Origin of the sequence: Staphylococcus sp. 2S1, from assembly GCF_046721335.1 — a bacterium.
GTDB classification, from domain to species: Bacteria; Bacillota; Bacilli; order Staphylococcales; family Staphylococcaceae; genus Staphylococcus; species Staphylococcus equorum_A.
In genome coordinates, this window is the sequence record NZ_JBEUUJ010000003.1 from 595,532 (window position 1) to 611,239 (window position 15,708).

At 34.8% G+C, this 15,708-nt stretch carries 13 protein-coding genes and 4 pseudogenes; 9 read left to right on the top strand and 8 right to left on the bottom strand.

Going from position 1 to position 15,708, the window contains the following annotated elements; all coding sequences use genetic code 11:
• Positions 1-13: 13 nt before the first annotated feature.
• A pseudogene (gene rbsK, locus ABLV90_RS03260) lies at positions 14-929 on the top strand (ribokinase).
• Between the two features lie 95 nt (positions 930-1,024).
• Here the strand turns inward: rbsK and ABLV90_RS03265 are convergent.
• Positions 1,025-1,495 carry a peptide-methionine (S)-S-oxide reductase gene (locus tag ABLV90_RS03265; protein WP_069818080.1) on the bottom strand — a complete coding sequence of 157 codons (471 nt, stop codon included), beginning with the start codon at positions 1,493-1,495 and terminating at the stop codon, positions 1,025-1,027.
• Positions 1,496-1,648: 153 nt separating this feature from the next.
• Here ABLV90_RS03265 and ABLV90_RS03270 point away from each other — a divergent pair, with 153 nt between their 5' ends.
• The gene (locus ABLV90_RS03270) at positions 1,649-1,867 is read left to right on the top strand and encodes a hypothetical protein (RefSeq protein WP_427705916.1); all 219 of its coding nucleotides are present in this window, start codon (positions 1,649-1,651) and stop codon (positions 1,865-1,867) included.
• A gap of 355 nt (positions 1,868-2,222) precedes the next feature.
• Positions 2,223-3,176: a rhodanese-related sulfurtransferase gene (locus tag ABLV90_RS03275; protein ID WP_460872143.1), complete on the top strand. Its 954-nt coding sequence runs from the start codon at positions 2,223-2,225 to the stop codon at positions 3,174-3,176.
• Positions 3,177-3,220: 44 nt separating this feature from the next.
• On the opposite strand, the gene ABLV90_RS03280 is transcribed toward ABLV90_RS03275, so the two are convergent.
• The 3 genes and pseudogenes from ABLV90_RS03280 to ABLV90_RS03290 form a co-directional block, all read right to left on the bottom strand.
• Positions 3,221-4,021, bottom strand: a complete 801-nt coding sequence (locus tag ABLV90_RS03280; protein WP_460872144.1) for an HAD family hydrolase — start codon at positions 4,019-4,021, stop codon at positions 3,221-3,223.
• Positions 4,022-4,032: 11 nt separating this feature from the next.
• Positions 4,033-4,452, bottom strand: coding sequence for a hypothetical protein (locus ABLV90_RS03285; RefSeq protein ID WP_427705910.1), 420 nt, complete (start codon positions 4,450-4,452; stop codon positions 4,033-4,035).
• 151 nt (positions 4,453-4,603) lie between these two features.
• Positions 4,604-5,315, bottom strand: a pseudogene (locus tag ABLV90_RS03290) (transglycosylase family protein).
• A 511-nt stretch (positions 5,316-5,826) separates the two neighbouring features.
• On the opposite strand from ABLV90_RS03290, the gene ABLV90_RS03295 reads away from it, so the two are divergent.
• A complete protein-coding gene (locus tag ABLV90_RS03295; protein ID WP_427708214.1) occupies positions 5,827-6,495 on the top strand; it encodes an RluA family pseudouridine synthase in 669 nt (222 codons plus the stop codon).
• 392 nt (positions 6,496-6,887) lie between these two features.
• On the opposite strand, the pseudogene ABLV90_RS03300 reads toward ABLV90_RS03295, so the two are convergent.
• Positions 6,888-7,563 (bottom strand): annotated as a pseudogene (locus tag ABLV90_RS03300) (transglycosylase family protein).
• A 465-nt stretch (positions 7,564-8,028) separates the two neighbouring features.
• Positions 8,029-8,538 carry a YfiT family bacillithiol transferase gene (locus ABLV90_RS03305; protein ID WP_069832559.1) on the bottom strand — a complete coding sequence of 170 codons (510 nt, stop codon included), beginning with the start codon at positions 8,536-8,538 and terminating at the stop codon, positions 8,029-8,031.
• 254 nt (positions 8,539-8,792) lie between these two features.
• Between ABLV90_RS03305 and ABLV90_RS03310 the strand changes: the two are divergent.
• Positions 8,793-10,320: pseudogene (locus ABLV90_RS03310) on the top strand (DASS family sodium-coupled anion symporter).
• Between the two features lie 92 nt (positions 10,321-10,412).
• Here the strand turns inward: ABLV90_RS03310 and ABLV90_RS03315 are convergent.
• Both ABLV90_RS03315 and ABLV90_RS03320 read right to left on the bottom strand, forming a co-directional pair.
• A complete protein-coding gene (locus ABLV90_RS03315; RefSeq protein ID WP_460872145.1) occupies positions 10,413-11,168 on the bottom strand; it encodes a M20 family metallopeptidase in 756 nt (251 codons plus the stop codon).
• Positions 11,161-11,484, bottom strand: coding sequence for a M20/M25/M40 family metallo-hydrolase (locus tag ABLV90_RS03320; protein ID WP_460872146.1), 324 nt, complete (start codon positions 11,482-11,484; stop codon positions 11,161-11,163). Before ABLV90_RS03320 ends, ABLV90_RS03315 begins: the two co-directional genes overlap by 8 nt.
• Positions 11,485-11,708: 224 nt before the next feature.
• Between ABLV90_RS03320 and ABLV90_RS03325 the strand changes: the two genes are divergently transcribed.
• The 4 genes from ABLV90_RS03325 to ABLV90_RS03340 are packed head-to-tail and all read left to right on the top strand — an operon-like array spanning position 11,709 to position 15,365.
• A complete protein-coding gene (locus ABLV90_RS03325) occupies positions 11,709-13,148 on the top strand; it encodes an NAD-dependent succinate-semialdehyde dehydrogenase (protein ID WP_460872147.1) in 1,440 nt (479 codons plus the stop codon).
• 21 nt (positions 13,149-13,169) lie between these two features.
• The gene (locus ABLV90_RS03330; protein WP_460872148.1) at positions 13,170-13,877 is read left to right on the top strand and encodes a hypothetical protein; all 708 of its coding nucleotides are present in this window, start codon (positions 13,170-13,172) and stop codon (positions 13,875-13,877) included.
• Positions 13,867-14,571, top strand: a complete 705-nt coding sequence (locus ABLV90_RS03335; RefSeq protein WP_460872149.1) for a glutamine synthetase family protein — start codon at positions 13,867-13,869, stop codon at positions 14,569-14,571. The genes ABLV90_RS03330 and ABLV90_RS03335 overlap by 11 nt, the downstream gene beginning before the upstream one ends.
• Positions 14,572-14,597: 26 nt before the next feature.
• Positions 14,598-15,365 (top strand): SDR family NAD(P)-dependent oxidoreductase, encoded by a 768-nt coding sequence (locus ABLV90_RS03340; protein WP_427705897.1) that lies wholly within the window; start codon positions 14,598-14,600, stop codon positions 15,363-15,365.
• Positions 15,366-15,708: the final 343 nt, after the last annotated feature.

Sequence of the window (15,708 nt, forward strand, 5' to 3'; positions counted from 1 at the left end):
AGGAGAATATACTATGACAAATAAAGTTGTAATTATTGGTTCTACCAATGTAGATAAAATTTTAAACGTAGATCGTTTTGTTAAACCGGGAGAAACGTTACATCTTCAAAATGCTCAAAAAATTTATGGTGGCGGTAAAGGCGCAAATCAAGCACTTGCAACTGCACGCTCAAATGCCCAAACAACTTTTATTTCTAAGATTGGAACTGAAGACGATGCAGATTTCATGTTAGAAGATTTTGAACAAGCGCATATTAATACAGACTACATCATGACAACAGATACTGCTCAAACAGGTCAAGCATTCATAACAATTGATGCTAATGGACAGAATACAATTTTAGTTTATGGTGGCGCAAATATGGAATTAAATGACACAGATGTAAATAAAGCAGCTGATGCGATTGCAGAAGCAGATTACATTATTGCTCAACTTGAAGTGCCTGTACCTGCGATTATTAGTGCTTTTAAAATTGCTCGTGAAAACAATGTCACTACCATTTTAAATCCAGCTCCGAGCAAGTGAATTGTCTAAGGATTTACTTACTTTAACTGATATTATTGTGCCAAACGAAACAGAAGCTGAATTATTAAGTGGTATCCCAGTTACAGATCGTTCATCAATGCATCAAAACGCAGAATACTTTTTATCTTTAGGTATGAAAGTTGTCATTATCACACTTGGCGAGCAAGGGACTTATTACGCAACAGCAAATTCTGCTGGTTTAATACCTTCGTTTAAAGTGAAAGCAGTTGATACAACAGCAGCAGGTGATACTTTTATCGGTGCACTAGCAAGTCGTCTCAATATGACAGACTTTAATATAGAAGAAAGTATTACTTACGCAAATAAAGCGGCTTCGCTTACAGTCCAAGTTGAAGGCGCTCAAAAATCAATTCCATTAGAACAAGATGTATTGAAAGCTTAAAGATATACTACTTATTTTATGCATCATCAGATAGTTCATAATCATTGCACATAAATAAAGGCGGTTCTCATTATTCTGAGAGCCGCCTTGTTCATTTATTTATATTTATTTACAAGTGCTTTAGGAAGATGACAGTAATCATCAGGGAATCTTGTTAGTCTATCTTGATTTTCTTCTGCACTTTTCACGTAATTTGTCAGTGGTAATACTTCTGTTGCAATCAGATGATGGTCTTCAATTGCGTCTATAAACGCTTGCGCCTCTTTTAAATGTTTGGCGTCTTCGCTGTATAATCCTGTTCTATATCTTAAGCCAACATCTTCACCTTGCTTGTTTACACTATAAGGATCAATAATTTCAAATAGGTATCCCATTAAGTCTGTAACTGTTACTTTTTCTGGATCAAATGTTGTCTTAATGACTTCTACATAACCATCATATTCTCCATCGAGTGTATCTGTAATACCGTTTGCCCTACCGCCTTCTGTATCTGCGACGCCAGGCAAAGTTTTAACAAAGGCTTGTACACCCCATAGACATCCGCCTGCCAAGTATACCGTTTCCATTTACATCTCTCCTTTTTCTACTAACAATTATCAATTCAGTATAGTAATAACCACATCTATTTGCAATTACTTATAGTTTAGCGCTTTCAAAGGTATATGATTGATTTTTTGTCAAAAGGGAAAACATTAAAGTAGTACACAAGGAGGAATTACATGCCTAAAGTTGAAGAAAGAATGTTAGAAGATATCGAAGAAAAACCTTCAAGATCACAAAGCGATTTAAGCTCTGAAAAAGAAATGCAGCAAAATGCCTTTGAAAGATTAGGCAAAGACGTCGTAATCATCGAAACTTTAGCAATTATGAACATCATTTTTGCTATAAGTACAATTGGCTTAGTGGTCGCACTTGTTTGCACAAACAAAAAGAAATAAGTTCATCATAGCTACTTCTAAATTTTAAGAAGTATAAAATAAATGCTATACACCTATGCTCTTTTCATGGTTATCACTTTTAAAGTGACGGCTTTGAGAAGAGCATATTTACTTTTCTATTTCTTAGAATGTACTTTTCATATATAATAAAAATATTGCACTAATTTAAATTAATAAATTGAATATTATCCTTTTTTTGTTATAATGCAATAAGGAGAATTTTGTTCTTTTACTCGAAATAATGAGTAAGTAAATTATAAATGAAGCATCACACTGCTTCAACACAACCAACCACTTCAACCATAAATTTTATATTAATAATAATGAAAAGAATAGATTAGAGGAGAATCGAATTATGGATTATAGAGTATTATTGTATTATAAATATACAACACTTGATGACCCCGAAACTTTTGCCACGGAGCATTTAGAATTTTGTAAGGATTTAGAACTTAAGGGTCGTATTTTAGTATCTACAGAAGGTATCAATGGTACTGTATCTGGAACAGTCGAAGCTACTGATAAATATATGGAACAGTTGAAATCAGATGAAAGATTTAAAGGGATTACTTTTAAAGTTGATGAAGCTGAAGGACATGCTTTCAAAAAAATGCATGTACGTCCAAGAGAAGAAATTGTTGCACTAGATTTAGAAGATGACGTTGACCCAAGAGAATTAACAGGAAATTACTTATCACCACAAGAATTTAGAGAAGCTTTATTAGCTGATGATACTGTAGTCATTGATGCAAGAAATGATTACGAATACGATTTAGGTCATTTCCGTGGTTCGGTTCGCCCTGATATCACGAGATTTAGAGACCTCCCTGATTGGATTAAAGAAAATAAAGAGCAATTCATGGACAAAAAAATTGTCACTTATTGTACTGGCGGTATCCGCTGTGAAAAATTCTCTGGTTACTTATTAAAAGAAGGCTTTGAGGATGTTGGTCAACTTGAAGGCGGCATTGCTACTTATGGTAAAGATCCGGAAGTAAAAGGTGAATTATGGGACGGTAAAATGTATGTCTTTGATGAACGTATTAGTGTAGAAGTTAACCAAGTAGATAAAACAGTTGTGGGCAAAGAATGGTTCGATGGTACGCCATGCGAACGTTATATCAACTGTAGCAATCCAGAATGTAACAAACAAATTCTTGTTTCTGAAGAAAATGAAGAACGTTATTTAGGTGCTTGTACATACGAATGTGCAACTCACGAAAATAATCGTTATGTAAAAAAACATGACATTAGCGAAGAAGAAAAAGCGACACGCTTGGAAAACTTCAAAAATCTTGTAAGCCAATAAATAATATAAAACACTGTTATGCATGATGCATAACAGTGTTTTATTTATCGTTTCACTCGTGTTATCAAACTTTCTACTAACCCTTCAATACTACTATTAATAACTTCTATATTTTTGTCAATTATATTTTTGTCACCATTAAACCAAATTGGTTTCATGCCTACATTAAGTGAACCAGAAACATCATTTTCCCAAGAATCTCCTACAAATATTGTATGTTCAGGTTTGATATTTAGCATATGAGTCACTTTTAAAAAAGCGACACTATCAGGATTTTCACTTCCAATATCTTCAGATATAAATATATTACTTTCAAAAACCTTATTTAATTCTAAACGCGCTATCTTAGTCATTTGTTCTAAATTTTTCCCGTTAGTTAATATACCTATATTCACCCATTTTTTTAATTTATTAAGGTGATCATTTAATATTATATTAGGTTTAATATGTTGAATAATAATGTCAAAAAATGCTAAGAAATATTCATGAGCTTCTTTCGTTGTAATATTTTTCTTAAAATATTTTAAGCTTTCAATTAATCGTAGTTGCCTAAGTTCATCTAAAGTTATCTCTCCACGACTATGTTCCGACCAAAATTTTTTATCGTAATAAGTATAAATTTTCAGGAATTCATCATATGCAATATCTTCTGCATATGATGAATGGTTGAAAATTTGTTTATTCGCAATTAACCATAAATCATTGAAAGGAAATAAAGTATTATCTAAATCAAATAATACTAATTCTGCATTTTTAATTAAAAACCCCTCCTTAAGAGTAATTAACGTCGTTACATAATAATTATAAACCGCATTTTCACTTTTACTATGATAACTTTTTAACAAAATTATGAATTTTAAAGCTTGCTCTCCATAAATTTAATTCCTTTATGCGTGCAAACTAAAAATATTATATGTGCAATAGTCCAACAGATATAACCTGTATAATGAAATTGAAAAATTGGGCTAACTGCCATATAAATTAATAATGGATACAGTGCTAAAAATGAAATCATGGCACAAATTAATGCCATATAATAATAATTTCCCCACTTTTTATAAATAAAATAGAGTGAAGCATAAAGTGAAATTGTAATACCTACATGAATTAGAAATTCCAAAATAACATTTGAAGCATTGTCATCTATTAAAAAATCTATATTCAGTAATAATGCCGTTAAGTGCATCGATTTAAATAAATCGAATAATAAAGTAGTCAAAAATAATATAATTGCTAACGTCAAAGCTATGATTAAATGTGCTAAAAGTTTTTTCATAATATCATGTTATTCCCTTACACCCACTAGTTAATCAGCTTTTAAAATAAATTTACTTACATATAAAAATCCCTGCCTCTACATGTGTAGAAACAGGGATTAGTTTATTCACTTAACTATATTTAATTTTAATTAGACATTACTGCTTATATTATGCAGTAACCCATTGTGAAGCACCTTCAGATTCGTAAAGATCCATTGTCGCTTGATCTTGTACTGATTCTGGAGCTTCAGTTGGTGATTGACCTTGGTATTCTTCAGGTGCTACTGAATCCCAAGTACTTTGTAAGAATTGGTATTTACCTGCCGCACCTGATGAAGGGTTAACAGCTTTAAGGTCCCCACCTGATTCACGTTCAGCAATTCCTTTTAAGTGATCATTAACTTCTACAGATGAACCACTTGAAGCCTCACTTGAGCTAGACTCATTTGAACTTTCTGAAGATTGAGTTGAAGCCGCTTCTTGTTGTGGTTGTTGAGTTTCTTCAGTTTGTGGAGCTGATTGTTCAGTTGGTTGCTCAGCAGTTGCTTGTTGTGCTTGCTCTTGTTGTGGTTGAGCTTGTTGTTGACCACTATTAGTTGAAGCTTGCTCTGATGAACCATTTGAACCTTCACCATAGCTCCAAGTAAAGTTTGTACCATCTGATTGGAAGTTATAATTTACGCCATCTTGAGTAAAGTTATGATTATATGAACCCTCTTGTACGGGTGCTTGATTTAATTGTTCAGAGTTTGATTGAGCTTGTTGCGCTAATTGTGCTTGGTCTACGTTTTGTTCTGAAGCGTCAGCTGAATTTCCTGCTGCTCGCTCCTGTTACGCCTAATCCTACTGCTAAAGTTGATGCAATTACTGTTTTTTTCATTATTAATAATCCTCCTAAGAGATAATTTCTATTTTATAGTTTTAAAATTAATTCGTAATTTCAATCATCGCTAAGACGATTTACTTTCCTCAATTAATTTACAAGACCTACTGTAACATCTATAAATAGCCCGTGGGTTACAGTGAAGTTAAAAAAACAATCGACTTTTTACACTCCCATTACACTAAAAATCTTAATAATTTCCAGAAAATTCAACCAAAATCCTCTCATGATAGTTCATAAATAGAATACTTGGCTTTACCTCTATGTAATCTCTATGTAATTAGTGTGACAACGGTGTATCTTTACACCAATAGTATATAGTTGCTTTTTACTTCGATTTATTTTTATTTCACGTTATTTAAAATACATTATTTTTTATTTCTACAATATATTTATGTCATTGAATTTATTCTACAATATGATAATATAATATGTTGATATATTTTTAATTATTTTTTAATATTGCGTACTAACTATGTAAAGCATTATATCGATTTGGAGGAGTTCAATGTTGATCAATGTCCTTTATGAGGATAATCATTTACTTATGGTCGAAAAACCTATTAATATACCAGTACAGGCTGATGACTCAAAAGATGAAGATTTATTATCTATGTTAAAAGATTACATTAAAGAAAAATATAATAAACCAGAAAAGGTTTACCTTGGTTTAGTACATCGTCTCGACAGACCCGTCGGTGGTGCTATGGTTTTTGCCAAAACATCTAAAGCCGCATCTCGCTTATCAAATGAACTAAGAAAACAAAACTTTGATAGAACATATTTAGCGGTTGTTCATGGTGCACCTGCAAAAAAACAAGGTGAACTTAAAAATTATCTCTGGAAAGATCGGAATAAAAACATCGTACATGTGGTAGATTCAAGAAAAAAAGAAGCAAAGCAAGCCATCTTAGACTATAAGATGATTCATAATGCTGAAAAGAAAAGTTTAGTCGAAGTACAATTACGAACTGGACGCTCACATCAAATTAGAGTGCAATTTGCGAATCAAAACCTACCATTATATGGTGACCAAAAATATGGACAACATATAAATAAACCTGGTCAACAAATTGCTTTATGGGCATCGCACCTTAGCGTAAAACATCCGACTAAAGATGAAATTATATCTGTAGAATCGATCCCAAGCGAAGGCATCTGGTCACGTTATTTGTAATACTTGCATTGCATTCATACTACGCTTGCATTTCCTCGGAAATATTTTAATAACAAAAACAATAGGCTGGGACATATCACATGTCTTAGCCTCAGTTTTTTATATTGGCAGTGGCTGACTGAATTGAAAATGCGCTTATATCAATCTTTTATAATACTACTACTTCATTTATGAAGACAAGTAGTTCTTATGCAAGAGCTTCAGCTCTTGTATTCCATTTTCTAGTCAGCTGAGCCGGGGTGGGACGACGAAATTTTATTAGAAAAATTAGATTTCTGTCCCACTCCCTTGTTTTATTTATCTCAAATTATTTATTAAATCAAAAAACCTGCCTCTATATTATAGAAGCAGGTTTTGAATACTTTATTTAAAATAATTAATTACTGTTTAAATTATGCAGTAACCCATTGTGAAGCGCCCGCAGTGTTGTAAAGTTCAACTGCTGCCGCATCTTGTACTGATTCAGGTGCTTCTGCTGGAGATACACCTTGGTATGCTGCTGGAGCTACTGAATCCCAAGTGCTTTGTAGGAATTGGTATTTACCTGCCGCACCTGATGAAGCATTGATAGCTGTAATGTCGCCACCTGATTCACGTTGAGCAATTGTTTGTAAATGAGAGTTAACATTTACTGATGAACCACTTGAAGCTTCACTTGAGCTAGATTCTTTTGAAGTAGATTCTTGTTGTGGTTGTTGAGTTGTTTCAGTTTTTGGAGCTTCTTGTTGAGCTGGTTCAGCCGGTGCTGATTGTTGTGCTGGCTCAGCTGCTTGTTCAGCTGGTGCTTCTTGTTGAGCTGGTGCTTCAGTTGATCCTCCACCAAAGCTCCAGCTAAAGTTTGTACCATCTGATTCGAAGCTATAGTCTGTACCGTTATGATTAAAGTCTATGTCATATGAACCATCTTGAACAGGTGCTTCATTTAATTGCTCTGGATTTGATTGAGCTTGTTGCGCTAATTGTGCTTGGTCTACGTTTTGTTCTGAAGCGTCAGCTGAATTTCCTGCTGCTCGCTCCTGTTACGCCTAATCCTACTGCTAAAGTTGATGCGATTACTGTTTTTTTCATTATTAATAAATCCTCCCAGAAAGATAATTTTCATTTTTTATTTTATGCGGTTGAATTTCAATTATTTAATTAAAAAATAATTTACTGCTTCAACCAACTCACAAATAATACTATAACATCCATAAAATGTTTGTAGGTTACAGTCAAATTAAAATATACGTATGTTCATTACATCTAAATTACAGTGAAAAAGTGACTCATTATGACTAAAAAGTGAAGAAAAGCTTTGATGAACGTCTGTAAACAGATTAATTTAGAATATAAGCACGTAATATTTATGTAATTTGTTTGTCAATTGTGTACAATTCCACCTTATTTTTCCATTTGCAATTTATTGAAAATCCTACTTGCAGTCTTTTTAAGAGTTATTTTACTGTAGTTCTATATAAATCATACAAATCAATTAGATAACAAATTAAAAAAACCGTTCAAATTTTCATAATTTGAACGGCCTTCTAGATTCTACTATTTAGATAGTGCTATTTTAATATGCGCTAAGTGATGTTCTTCGTGCCAAGATAATTTTGCAACTTTTTCAGCTACGGTTATCTCGCCACTATCTTTTAACGTAAATGTTTGTACTAATTGATCTTCATTTAAATTGTTAGCAATTGCTACAATACGTTCGTTCATACCTTCTAGCATCTTAATCGAGCTTTCGATGGGTAAGTCGTTATCCGGCAACATCACCCATTCATCTTGAATAAATGCTGGTACTGTCGGATTATTATCTGTGAGCGCTAACTTCAAACGCTGATACATATTTAATTGAGAGTCAGCAATATGATGTACAAGTTGACGCACTGTCCAACTCCCCGCACGATACTTTGCATTCAACGCTTCATCATCTAATGAATCTACAGTCTCTCTTAAGCGTTCAGTATAACCTTCTATTTCTTTCGCCCATTTTTGAATATCATCTAATGTTACTTTATCTGGTATTTCTAATTCTCCTATTGGAAACCTTACATCCATTTAATCACCTTATTATCATTTATTTAAATCCCGCACATTACTCTACATCATTATTATTCTCTGTTTCTGTATAATTAAACATTTTATAAAATACACACAAACTTTTCAGTCATTGTAATGTAGGTTCTCATCCTCTTCTTTTTATTTTCTGCTTAACTAAAGGCATTTTTATGAACTTTTTAATATTATAGTGAGCACGTTTTAGGTATTTGATATTATAAAATTGAAAAAATAAGAAAAGGAGCACTTTAAAGATGAAACAGCATTCAACTAAGAAGAAAAACACTACATTTAAACCGCTTTGGTTAATCATTAGCGTCATTGCGCTTGTGGTTATCATGGTATTACCAACGCCAGATACCTTACCTTTCATGGCTAAAAGTGCATTAGCTATCTTAATATTCGCCGTTATCTTATGGGTAACTGAAGCAGTCACTTATCCTGTATCTGCGGCGATGATTGTCGGTTTGATTATCTTGCTCTTAGGATTTAGCCCCGTACAAAATTTAACTGAGTCGCTAGGCAATCCACAAACAGGCGGTAAAGTTTTAGAAGGCAGTAGCTTATTCGGTACGACTAACGCATTGAAGCTTGCTTTTAGTGGCTTCTCATCTACTGCTATTGCACTAGTAGTTGCTGCACTATTTTTAGCTACTGCAATGCAAATTACAAATCTACATAAACGTCTCGCACTCATCGTTCTTTCTATGGTAGGTAATAAGACCAACCGCATCGTTATTGGCACAATTATTGTTGCCATTTTTCTAGCTTTCTTTGTACCTTCAGCAACTGCGCGTCGCTGGGGCAGTTATTCCTATTTTGTTAGGTATGGTTACTGCTTTTGGCATTTCTAAAAATAGTAAACTTGCCGCTTTACTTGTCATTACGGCGGTCCAAGCTGTGTCTATTTGGAACGTAGGTATTAAAACGGCAGCCGCTCAAAATATCGTTGCCATCAATTTTATTAATGATCAATTAGGAATAGATATTTCATGGGGGCAATGGTTTCTTTATGTTGGTCCGTGGTCTATCTTGATGTCTATTGCACTTTATTTCATTATGCTAAAAGTAATGCCACCAGAAGTACACGAAATATCTGGAGGCAAACAACTGATCAAAAAACAATTACATGAAATGGGACCTGTCACTGCTAAAGAATGGCGTCTCATTGCTATTTCAATTGCATTACTTTTACTTTGGTCTACAGAAAAAGTGCTACATCCGATTGATTCATCTTCTATTATTTTATTAGCGCTAGCAATCATGTTAACCCCTAAAATTGGTATTATGACATGGAAAGAAGCTGAGTCTCGCATTCCATGGGGTACGATTATTGTATTTGGTGTGGGTATCTCCTTGGGTAATGTGTTATTAAAAACAACTGCTGCGCAATGGCTAAGTGATCAAACCTTTGGGCTGATTGGCCTTGAACACTATCCATTAGTGATGACGATTGCTTTAATTTCTTTGTTTAATATATTAATTCATTTAGGTTTTGCAAGTGCCACAAGCTTGGCATCTGCATTAATTCCAGTGTTTATTTCACTCACGATGACATTAGATTTAGGAGCGCAGTCTATGGCCTTTGTGCTCATACAACAATTTGTAATTAGCTTTGGCTTCTTACTTCCTGTTAGTTCACCACAATCTATGTTGGCATATGGTACAGAAACATTTACCGTTAAAGATTTCTTGAAAACAGGTATTCCAATCACCGTTATTGGTTACTTACTTATCGTATTATTTAGTTTTACTTACTGGCAATGGATAGGTTTCATTTAAACACTTTTAGTTATCTAAAAAAGCGAACGCACAATGATTAAAATTGAGCGTTCGCTTATATTTTCATATCTATTTCAACCACTTGCCTGTTTCTAATTAAACGTTTTTCCAAAACCTACAATGATATCTTTATATTGATCTAATGAGTCTACTACGGCATATTCACCATCTCCATGCCACGCATCACCAGAAGGTCCGAATTCAATTGTTGGCACATCAAATCTTGAAAAGTATCTTGTATCTGCAAAGCCATGCTGTCCAAAAATATTAGCTTCTTGATTGCCAGTTACAGATTTGATTTCTTTTACAAGGTGTTGAATATAAGGATTGTCAATTTCATTTTTCACACTAGGACCTGACATATGCACAGCTATTTCATCATCTGTAACACCTTTAATTTGTTCTAGAATGTCATCTTTATCTTGGTTAGGTAAATAACGAATATCAATTGAAAGCGTACATGCATCTGGTACTTTGTTATAAACCTCACCACCAGAAATTTTAGCGAGATTGATTGAGGGGCCATCAAAAATATCTGTAGATTGTTTTGCAAACGGTAAATCAATTATTTTTTCGTATACTTCATACGCTTTTATAATGGCATTGTCACCTTCCCAGGGTCTACTACCATGTGCTGACTTACCGTTTAATTGAACATCAAATTGTAAAAGGCCTTTAGATTGATAGCCAATTCCAATTTGAGTTGGTTCAGCACAAATCACGAAATCACCTAAATAGCCTTGGTCAGTTAAATACGCAGAACAATTATGGCCACCAATTTCCTCGTCTGTAACTAATTGAAGTTGAACGCCGGCATCACCTAAATCAGCATCTTGAAGTTCAGTCATTGCAACCATAAATGAAGCGACGCACTGCTTTCATATCAGCAGAACCGCGTCCATAAATTTTGCCATCTTGAATTTCAGGGTCAAATTGTGCTTCTTTACCACTCACCACATCAACATGTCCATTTAGAATGAGTCGCTTACTACCTTCGCCTACATTACATATAAGCATCTTATAATCATTGTTCGTTATAATTTCAGGTTTTAGTCCCTGTTCTTCTAACCACTGCTTACAATAATCAATGGTTTCATTTGCAACTTCTTGATTAGAACTATCAAAAGTAATTAATTTTTGTAATAAATCCAACGTTTTGCCCATTCAATCTACCCCCTATGCTTATTTGTGCAAAGTATAGTATATTATCTGAATATTGACAAGATTTAAAAATTTTAGTAACATTTGGTTAACACGAAATTGAAAAGGGTTTCAATAATATGATTTTAGTTTTTTCCAAGTGAATAACAACTAAGCAAAGGCGCTTATATCTCAATTAACAAAAATTGAGTATATAGGCGTCTTTTTGCGTATTAAGGGGAGATTATATGACACGTAATTTAAATTATAACTGGGTAAACGGTGAAAAAGTTGAAACAGACAATACCATCGCCGTCGTTAACCCGACAAATGGAAACTCAATTGGCAAAGTACCAAGTGTAACTGAGGACATCGTGCAACAAGCAATTGATAGTGCGTCCACTGCTTTTGAAACATGGTCGAATTATACTGCTGAAACAAGGCAAGGTTATTTAGAACAATGGGCAGTCAATTTATTAAATAAACAAGAAGCACTCGCAACGATTATGAGTGAAGAACAAGGCAAACCTTACGCAGAAGCTTTTGGTGAAGTCGGAGTTTGTGCTAAATTCATTCGTTGGTTTGCTGAAGAAGGGAAACGTATTTATGGTGAAGTCATTCCACCTTCATCAGAGAATCAACGCATTTCAGTCACGAAACAACCTGTAGGCGTTTGTGGATTGATTACACCATGGAATTTCCCTGGCGCAATGGTTGCACGTAAAGTGGCACCTGCATTAGCTGCTGGATGTACTGTAATCGTCAAACCATCAAGTGAAACACCAAGAATTGCAATTGCGATTTTCGATGAATTAATGGCAACCGGCATTGATAAAGGAGTCGCAAATATTGTTACTGGTAGTTCTTCAGTCATTTCAGACAAACTATTTGAGGACAAGCGTGTTAGAAAAATGTCATTCACAGGTTCAACGCCAATTGGCAAGAAGCTAATGAGCAAAGCTTCTGATCAAGTCAAACGCATCTCACTCGAACTCGGAGGCAATGCACCAGCAATTGTGTTACCCGATGCCGATTTAGATAACGCCGCAGACGCAATCGTTGATAACAAGTTCGAAAATAGCGGTCAAATGTGCAATGGCATCAACGTTGTACTTGTACACAAAGATGTTAAAGCAGAGATGACACAGAAAATTATCGACCGTGTAAAAACCATCAAAGTCGGCCCAGGTGATCAAGAGGATACGCAAGTAGGACCGCTCATTAATCAAAAAGCGATTGATAAAGTTGAACACTTAGTCGCAGATGCTAAAAAACAAGGTGCACAAGTTGAAACTGGCGGAGATAAAGCTGACATTTCTACATCAAGTCTTTTCTATCAACCTACTGTCATAACAGGAGTTGAACGAACAATGGCTATTGCACAGGAAGAAATATTTGGCCCTGTCGCACCAATCATTACATTCGACGACGAAGATGAAGCGATTGATATTGCAAATGCTTCACCATATGGTTTAGTCGCTTACTTCTTTTCTAATAATATTAATACGGTTTATAAAATCAGTGAAAAATTAGAATTTGGCATGATTGGTGTTAACGGTACTCAATTAAGTGTCCCTCAAGCACCATTTGGCGGTATTAAAGAAAGTGGAATGGGTCGTGAAGGCAGTCACTTTGGATTAGATGGGTTCTTAGAATTGAAATATATTTCATTATCTTTACTTAAATAAACTAATAAGGGGTTGTCATATATGAATAACAATATTAAAGGCAAAAAAGTAACTGGCGATATTACAAAGGAACAATTACTTGAATTAGTTAAATCTGATGATATCGATACACTTATCATGGGCTTTTGTGACATGCAAGGCCGTTTGATGGGGAAACGAATCACGGGTGATTTCATTTTAGAAAATGATATATCTGATGGTACACATTTCTGTAACTACTTGTTAGGTACAAACTTTGAAATGGATACGAACGATAATTTTGAATTTATGAACTGGGACAAAGGTTACGGTGATTACTTAGCCGTACCTGACTTGAATACGTTAAAAGTTGTACCGTGGTTAGAACACACTGCGATGGTCTTTTGTGATGTATATACCGTAGATGGTAGTGAACCGATTGCGATTGCGCCACGTAACATTCTAAAACAACAAATTGATAAAGCAGAAGCACAAGGCTTGTCACCACATATGGCAAGTGAACTTGAATTCTATTTATTCAATAATTCATTTGAAGATATTTCGAAACAAGGATACGACAATTTAGAAGCTGCCGGTCACTTAAATGAAGATTATAACTTATTGCAAGGTAGTAAGAATGAACCAATTTATCAAGAAATTAGAAATCAAATGCACTTAATGGGCATTACTATCGAATCTTCAAAAGGTGAAGCGTATAAAGGACAGCACGAAATCAACTTAAAATACTCAGACGCCTTAGATGCTTGCTGATCAACATATTATGTTCAAACATGGTATGAAAGAAATCTGTATCCAAAATGATAAATCCGTAACATTCATGGCTAAACCTTACGAAGCATGGACAGGTTCAAGCGGTCATATTCATTTAAGTATGATGAAAAAAGGCACGAAAACGAATGCTTTCTATGCAGGTGATGACGCAGAAGAACCAAAATCTGAAACGATGAAACATTTCTTAGCAGGTATCATTAAATTTACGAGAGATTTTTCATTAATGTTTGCGCCTTACGTAAACTCTTATAAACGTTTTGCGCCTAACTCATGGGCACCGGTAAGTATTGCATGGAGCCAAGACAATCGTTCTGCTGGCTACCGTGTTGTAGGAGAACAAAATGCATTACGCTTTGAATCACGTATTTCAGGTGCAGATATGAATCCATACTTAGCTTACTCTGCTTTAATTGGTGCTGGTTTATATGGTATAGAAAATAAAATCGAACTTACTGATGAACTAGTTGGTAATGCTTATGAACAAGATAATATCGACCGTATCCCATCATCGTTACACGAGGCTATCTTAACTTGGAAAAATAGTGATGTTGTGACAAAAGTCCTTGGTGAAGATGTCGCGAATCATTATTTAGAAGCCGCACAATCAGAACAGAATGACTTCGATTCTTTCGTAACAACTTGGGAACGTTCGCGTTACTTTGAACAAAGCTAAATATACTACTGAGGAGGAAAACGATTATGAGATTACAAGACAAAGTATGTATTATTACAGGTGCCGGCGGTGGCATGGGTAAAGTAGCTTCACAAATGTTTGCAAATGAAGGCGGTAAAATCGCAGTATTCGAAAGAGATGAACAAGCCGGTCAAGCGACTGTGAAGGCAATCACAGATAATGGCGGAGAAGCTTCTTTTTTCAAAGTGGATATTGCTAATGAAGCCAATGTTAAAAATGCGGTCGCCGATACAGTTGAAGCTTATGGAAAAATTGATGTGCTATATAATAATGCTGGTGTCATGCCAGAAGCAGATAACTCTGTCGTCAATACAAGCGAAGACGTATGGGACTTAGTTATGAATATTAATGTTAAAGGTATTTTCTTTATGACGAAATATGTTATTCCAGAAATGGAAAAAAATAACTCTGGATCTATCATTAATATAGCTTCATTTGTTGCTGAAATGGGTTGTTCAGTGCCTCAAGATGCGTACACCGCTTCAAAAGGTGCAGTCGTATCTTTAACGAAATCATTAGCAATTCAATTCCGTCCTAAAGGCATTCGTACAAATGCAATCAGCCCTGGTCCGATTGAAACACCCTTATTAATGGAATGGTTAGTTGCAGATGAAGAAGCTAAAAATGCGAGATTAAACAGACAACCTACTGGAAGATTTGGCAAACCAGAAGATATTGTCAACGCCGCGTTATACTTAGCGTCAGATGAATCGGATTGGACAAACGGTGCAAACATGAACGTAGACGGCGGTATCACTGCAAACTACTTCTAATACCTCTCTATAGAAACAGCCTTTAAGGAAGCAGGAACACGAAATCAAATTCTACATTTTGATTTCATATTCCCGCTTCCTTTTACTGTGTTCTAAATAAATTTCATGACGTGTTTCTTCTATTATATATAGTTATATAATTGAACCATTTTTGTAAAGCGCTGACGCCTAGGGAAATAGTATGAGTGAGAGACTATAGGCTCGAGCCATACTATTCCCCAGGCAAGCATGCGCTTTTAAAACCGGATTATTTTAACTTTAAAACACCAATCCATTAGAAAATAATAGATTGGTGTTTTAAAATTGAGACTGAGGTATTTATGACCCGTCCCTGTTTTTCAGT

What these genes read in the sequence shown, in the direction of transcription:
- ABLV90_RS03265 (WP_069818080.1), bottom strand. Translation starts at nt 1,495, where the DNA reads ATGGAAACGGTATACTTGGCAGGCGGATGTCTATGGGGTGTACAAGCC.
- ABLV90_RS03270 (WP_427705916.1), top strand. Translation starts at nt 1,649, where the DNA reads ATGCCTAAAGTTGAAGAAAGAATGTTAGAAGATATCGAAGAAAAACCT.
- ABLV90_RS03275 (WP_460872143.1), top strand. Translation starts at nt 2,223, where the DNA reads ATGGATTATAGAGTATTATTGTATTATAAATATACAACACTTGATGAC.
- ABLV90_RS03285 (WP_427705910.1), bottom strand. Translation starts at nt 4,452, where the DNA reads ATGAAAAAACTTTTAGCACATTTAATCATAGCTTTGACGTTAGCAATT.
- ABLV90_RS03295 (WP_427708214.1), top strand. Translation starts at nt 5,827, where the DNA reads ATGTTGATCAATGTCCTTTATGAGGATAATCATTTACTTATGGTCGAA.
- ABLV90_RS03305 (WP_069832559.1), bottom strand. Translation starts at nt 8,538, where the DNA reads ATGGATGTAAGGTTTCCAATAGGAGAATTAGAAATACCAGATAAAGTA.
- ABLV90_RS03315 (WP_460872145.1), bottom strand. Translation starts at nt 11,168, where the DNA reads ATGACTGAACTTCAAGATGCTGATTTAGGTGATGCCGGCGTTCAACTT.
- ABLV90_RS03320 (WP_460872146.1), bottom strand. Translation starts at nt 11,484, where the DNA reads ATGGGCAAAACGTTGGATTTATTACAAAAATTAATTACTTTTGATAGT.
- ABLV90_RS03325 (WP_460872147.1), top strand. Translation starts at nt 11,709, where the DNA reads ATGACACGTAATTTAAATTATAACTGGGTAAACGGTGAAAAAGTTGAA.
- ABLV90_RS03330 (WP_460872148.1), top strand. Translation starts at nt 13,170, where the DNA reads ATGAATAACAATATTAAAGGCAAAAAAGTAACTGGCGATATTACAAAG.
- ABLV90_RS03335 (WP_460872149.1), top strand. Translation starts at nt 13,867, where the DNA reads ATGCTTGCTGATCAACATATTATGTTCAAACATGGTATGAAAGAAATC.
- ABLV90_RS03340 (WP_427705897.1), top strand. Translation starts at nt 14,598, where the DNA reads ATGAGATTACAAGACAAAGTATGTATTATTACAGGTGCCGGCGGTGGC.